The sequence below is a fragment of the Streptomyces sp. NRRL S-244 genome (genome assembly GCF_000717915.1).
Lineage (GTDB): Bacteria > Actinomycetota > Actinomycetes > Streptomycetales > Streptomycetaceae > Streptomyces.
On the sequence record NZ_JOCX01000058.1, the window covers coordinates 1 to 4,959 of the forward strand.

At 56.9% G+C, this 4,959-nt stretch carries 2 rRNA genes; both read right to left on the reverse strand.

Features of this window, described 5'->3' with window-relative positions:
- Window positions 1–31: 31 nt before the first annotated feature.
- Window positions 32–3,155: ribosomal RNA gene (locus IF02_RS0131905) — 23S ribosomal RNA — on the reverse strand.
- Window positions 3,156–3,341: 186 nt separating this feature from the next.
- A 16S ribosomal RNA gene (locus tag IF02_RS0131910) occupies window positions 3,342–4,868 on the reverse strand.
- Together the 16S and 23S rRNA genes form the textbook arrangement of a ribosomal RNA operon.
- Window positions 4,869–4,959: the final 91 nt, after the last annotated feature.

Here is a 4,959-nt window from a genome sequence, read left to right on the forward strand (position 1 = left end):
TTCAGAACTAACACAGTGGACGCGAGCAACTGAGGACAAGCCCTCGGCCTATTAGTACCAGTCAGCTCCACCCGTTACCGGGCTTCCACATCTGGCCTATCAACCCAGTCGTCTACTGGGAGCCTTACCCTCTCAAGGAGGTGGGAATACTCATCTTGAAGCAGGCTTCCCGCTTAGATGCTTTCAGCGGTTATCCCTCCCGAACGTAGCCAACCAGCCATGCCCTTGGCAGGACAACTGGCACACCAGAGGTTCGTCCGTCCCGGTCCTCTCGTACTAGGGACAGCCCTTCTCAATATTCCTACGCGCACAGCGGATAGGGACCGAACTGTCTCACGACGTTCTAAACCCAGCTCGCGTACCGCTTTAATGGGCGAACAGCCCAACCCTTGGGACCGACTCCAGCCCCAGGATGCGACGAGCCGACATCGAGGTGCCAAACCATCCCGTCGATATGGACTCTTGGGGAAGATCAGCCTGTTATCCCCGGGGTACCTTTTATCCGTTGAGCGACGGCGCTTCCACAAGCCACCGCCGGATCACTAGTCCCGACTTTCGTCCCTGCTCGACCCGTCGGTCTCACAGTCAAGCTCCCTTGTGCACTTACACTCAACACCTGATTGCCAACCAGGCTGAGGGAACCTTTGGGCGCCTCCGTTACCCTTTGGGAGGCAACCGCCCCAGTTAAACTACCCATCAGACACTGTCCCTGATCCGGATCACGGACCGAGGTTAGACATCCAGCACGACCAGAGTGGTATTTCAACGGCGACTCCACCCCAACTGGCGTTGGGGTTTCAAAGTCTCCCACCTATCCTACACAAGCCGAACCGAACACCAATATCAAACTGTAGTAAAGGTCCCGGGGTCTTTCCGTCCTGCTGCGCGAAACGAGCATCTTTACTCGTAGTGCAATTTCACCGGGCCTATGGTTGAGACAGTCGAGAAGTCGTTACGCCATTCGTGCAGGTCGGAACTTACCCGACAAGGAATTTCGCTACCTTAGGATGGTTATAGTTACCACCGCCGTTTACTGGCGCTTAAGTTCTCAGCTTCGCACACCCGAAAGTGCACTAACCGGTCCCCTTAACGTTCCAGCACCGGGCAGGCGTCAGTCCGTATACATCGCCTTACGGCTTCGCACGGACCTGTGTTTTTAGTAAACAGTCGCTTCTCGCTGGTCTCTGCGGCCACCCCCAGCTCAGGAAGCAAGTTCCCTCACCAGTGATGGCCCCCCTTCTCCCGAAGTTACGGGGGCATTTTGCCGAGTTCCTTAACCATAGTTCACCCGAACGCCTCGGTATTCTCTACCTGACCACCTGAGTCGGTTTAGGGTACGGGCCGCCATGAAACTCGCTAGAGGCTTTTCTCGACAGCATAGGATCATCCACTTCACCACAATCGGCTCGGCATCAGGTCTCAGCCTTATATGAGGGACGGATTTGCCTACCCCTCGGCCTACACCCTTACCCCGGGACAACCACCGCCCGGGCTGGACTACCTTCCTGCGTCACCCCATCGCTTACCTACTACAAGTCTGGTTCGTCGGCTCCACCACTTTCCATTCCCCGAAGGGTCCGGAACGGCTTCACGGACTTAGCATCGCCTGATTCGATATTGGGCGTTTCAAAGCGGGTACCGGAATATCAACCGGTTGTCCATCGACTACGCCTGTCGGCCTCGCCTTAGGTCCCGACTTACCCTGGGCAGATCAGCTTGACCCAGGAACCCTTAGTCAATCGGCGCACACGTTTCTCACGTGTGTATCGCTACTCATGCCTGCATTCTCACTCGTGAACCGTCCACAACTAGCTTCCGCTGCTGCTTCACCCGGCACACGACGCTCCCCTACCCATCACAGCGGGCGTTGGCCCTATTGCTGCAATGACACGACTTCGGCGGTACGCTTGAGCCCCGCTACATTGTCGGCGCGGAATCACTTGACCAGTGAGCTATTACGCACTCTTTCAAGGGTGGCTGCTTCTAAGCCAACCTCCTGGTTGTCTCTGCGACTCCACATCCTTTCCCACTTAGCGTACGCTTAGGGGCCTTAGTCGATGCTCTGGGCTGTTTCCCTCTCGACCATGGAGCTTATCCCCCACAGTCTCACTGCCGTGCTCTCACTTACCGGCATTCGGAGTTTGGCTAAGGTCAGTAACCCGGTAGGGCCCATCGCCTATCCAGTGCTCTACCTCCGGCAAGAAACACACGACGCTGCACCTAAATGCATTTCGGGGAGAACCAGCTATCACGGAGTTTGATTGGCCTTTCACCCCTAACCACAGGTCATCCCCCAGGTTTTCAACCCTGGTGGGTTCGGTCCTCCACGAAGTCTTACCTCCGCTTCAACCTGCCCATGGCTAGATCACTCCGCTTCGGGTCTAGAGCGTGCAACTCAATCGCCCTATTCGGACTCGCTTTCGCTACGGCTTCCCCACACGGGTTAACCTCGCTACACACCGCTAACTCGCAGGCTCATTCTTCAAAAGGCACGCAGTCACGACTGTATGTGCAAGCACATACAGCGACGCTCCCACGGCTTGTAGGCACACGGTTTCAGGTACTATTTCACTCCGCTCCCGCGGTACTTTTCACCATTCCCTCACGGTACTATCCGCTATCGGTCACCAGGGAATATTTAGGCTTAGCGGGTGGTCCCGCCAGATTCACACGGGATTTCTCGGGCCCCGTGCTACTTGGGAGATGAGCAAGCAAGCCGCTGATGTTTCGTCTACGGGGGTCTTACCCTCTACGCCGGACCTTTCGCATGTCCTTCGACTACATCAACGGTTTCTGACTCGCCGACCGGCCGGCAGACCGATCAAGCTCATTCCCACAACCCCGCATGCGCAACCCCTGCCGGGTATCACACACATACGGTTTGGCCTCATCCGGTTTCGCTCGCCACTACTCCCGGAATCACGGTTGTTTTCTCTTCCTGAGGGTACTGAGATGTTTCACTTCCCCTCGTTCCCTCCACACTGCCTATGTGTTCAGCAGTGGGTGACAGCCCATGACGACTGCCGGGTTTCCCCATTCGGACACCCCCGGATCAAAGCTCAGTTGGCAGCTCCCCGGGGCCTATCGCGGCCTCTCACGTCCTTCATCGGTTCCTGGTGCCAAGGCATCCACCGTGCGCCCTTAAAAACTTGGCCACAGATGCTCGCGTCCACTGTGTAGTTCTCAAACAACGACCAGCCACCCATCACCCTGACCTTACGGCCGTACCTTCAGGACCCAACAACGTGCCAAGCACGACCATTCAAGATCTCGTCACTTTCCACGCCGAAGCAGTACTTGTGAAGGACTCTCATGACCGTGCCAACTAATCAACGTTCCACCCATGAGCTGACCGTGCAGAACGTTTGTCTGCAATCGGTACTGTGCTCCTTAGAAAGGAGGTGATCCAGCCGCCCTTCGACAGCTCCCTCCCTTACGGGTTGGGCCACCGGCTTCGGGTGTTACCGACTTTCGTGACGTGACGGGCGGTGTGTACAAGGCCCGGGAACGTATTCACCGCAGCAATGCTGATCTGCGATTACTAGCGACTCCGACTTCATGGGGTCGAGTTGCAGACCCCAATCCGAACTGAGACCGGCTTTTTGAGATTCGCTCCACCTCACGGTATCGCAGCTCATTGTACCGGCCATTGTAGCACGTGTGCAGCCCAAGACATAAGGGGCATGATGACTTGACGTCGTCCCCACCTTCCTCCGAGTTGACCCCGGCGGTCTCCTGTGAGTCCCCATCACCCCGAAGGGCATGCTGGCAACACAGGACAAGGGTTGCGCTCGTTGCGGGACTTAACCCAACATCTCACGACACGAGCTGACGACAGCCATGCACCACCTGTATACCGACCACAAGGGGGGCACTATCTCTAATGCTTTCCGGTATATGTCAAGCCTTGGTAAGGTTCTTCGCGTTGCGTCGAATTAAGCCACATGCTCCGCCGCTTGTGCGGGCCCCCGTCAATTCCTTTGAGTTTTAGCCTTGCGGCCGTACTCCCCAGGCGGGGAACTTAATGCGTTAGCTGCGGCACCGACGACGTGGAATGTCGCCAACACCTAGTTCCCAACGTTTACGGCGTGGACTACCAGGGTATCTAATCCTGTTCGCTCCCCACGCTTTCGCTCCTCAGCGTCAGTAATGGCCCAGAGATCCGCCTTCGCCACCGGTGTTCCTCCTGATATCTGCGCATTTCACCGCTACACCAGGAATTCCGATCTCCCCTACCACACTCTAGCTAGCCCGTATCGAATGCAGACCCGAGGTTAAGCCTCGGGCTTTCACATCCGACGTGACAAGCCGCCTACGAGCTCTTTACGCCCAATAATTCCGGACAACGCTTGCGCCCTACGTATTACCGCGGCTGCTGGCACGTAGTTAGCCGGCGCTTCTTCTGCAGGTACCGTCACTTTCGCTTCTTCCCTGCTGAAAGAGGTTTACAACCCGAAGGCCGTCATCCCTCACGCGGCGTCGCTGCATCAGGCTTTCGCCCATTGTGCAATATTCCCCACTGCTGCCTCCCGTAGGAGTCTGGGCCGTGTCTCAGTCCCAGTGTGGCCGGTCGCCCTCTCAGGCCGGCTACCCGTCGTCGCCTTGGTGGGCCATTACCCCACCAACAAGCTGATAGGCCGCGGGCTCATCCTTCACCGCCGGAGCTTTCAACCCCCGCCCATGCAGGCAGGAGTATTATCCGGTATTAGACCCCGTTTCCAGGGCTTGTCCCAGAGTGAAGGGCAGATTGCCCACGTGTTACTCACCCGTTCGCCACTAATCCACCCCGAAGGGCTTCATCGTTCGACTTGCATGTGTTAAGCACGCCGCCAGCGTTCGTCCTGAGCCAGGATCAAACTCTCCATGAATGTTTACCGGTAATCCGGTGCACACGCACTTAGAGCGGGTCAATCATGTCGGAATATGACCGACTGACCACTGCGTCCTCGCTGTGTTTTT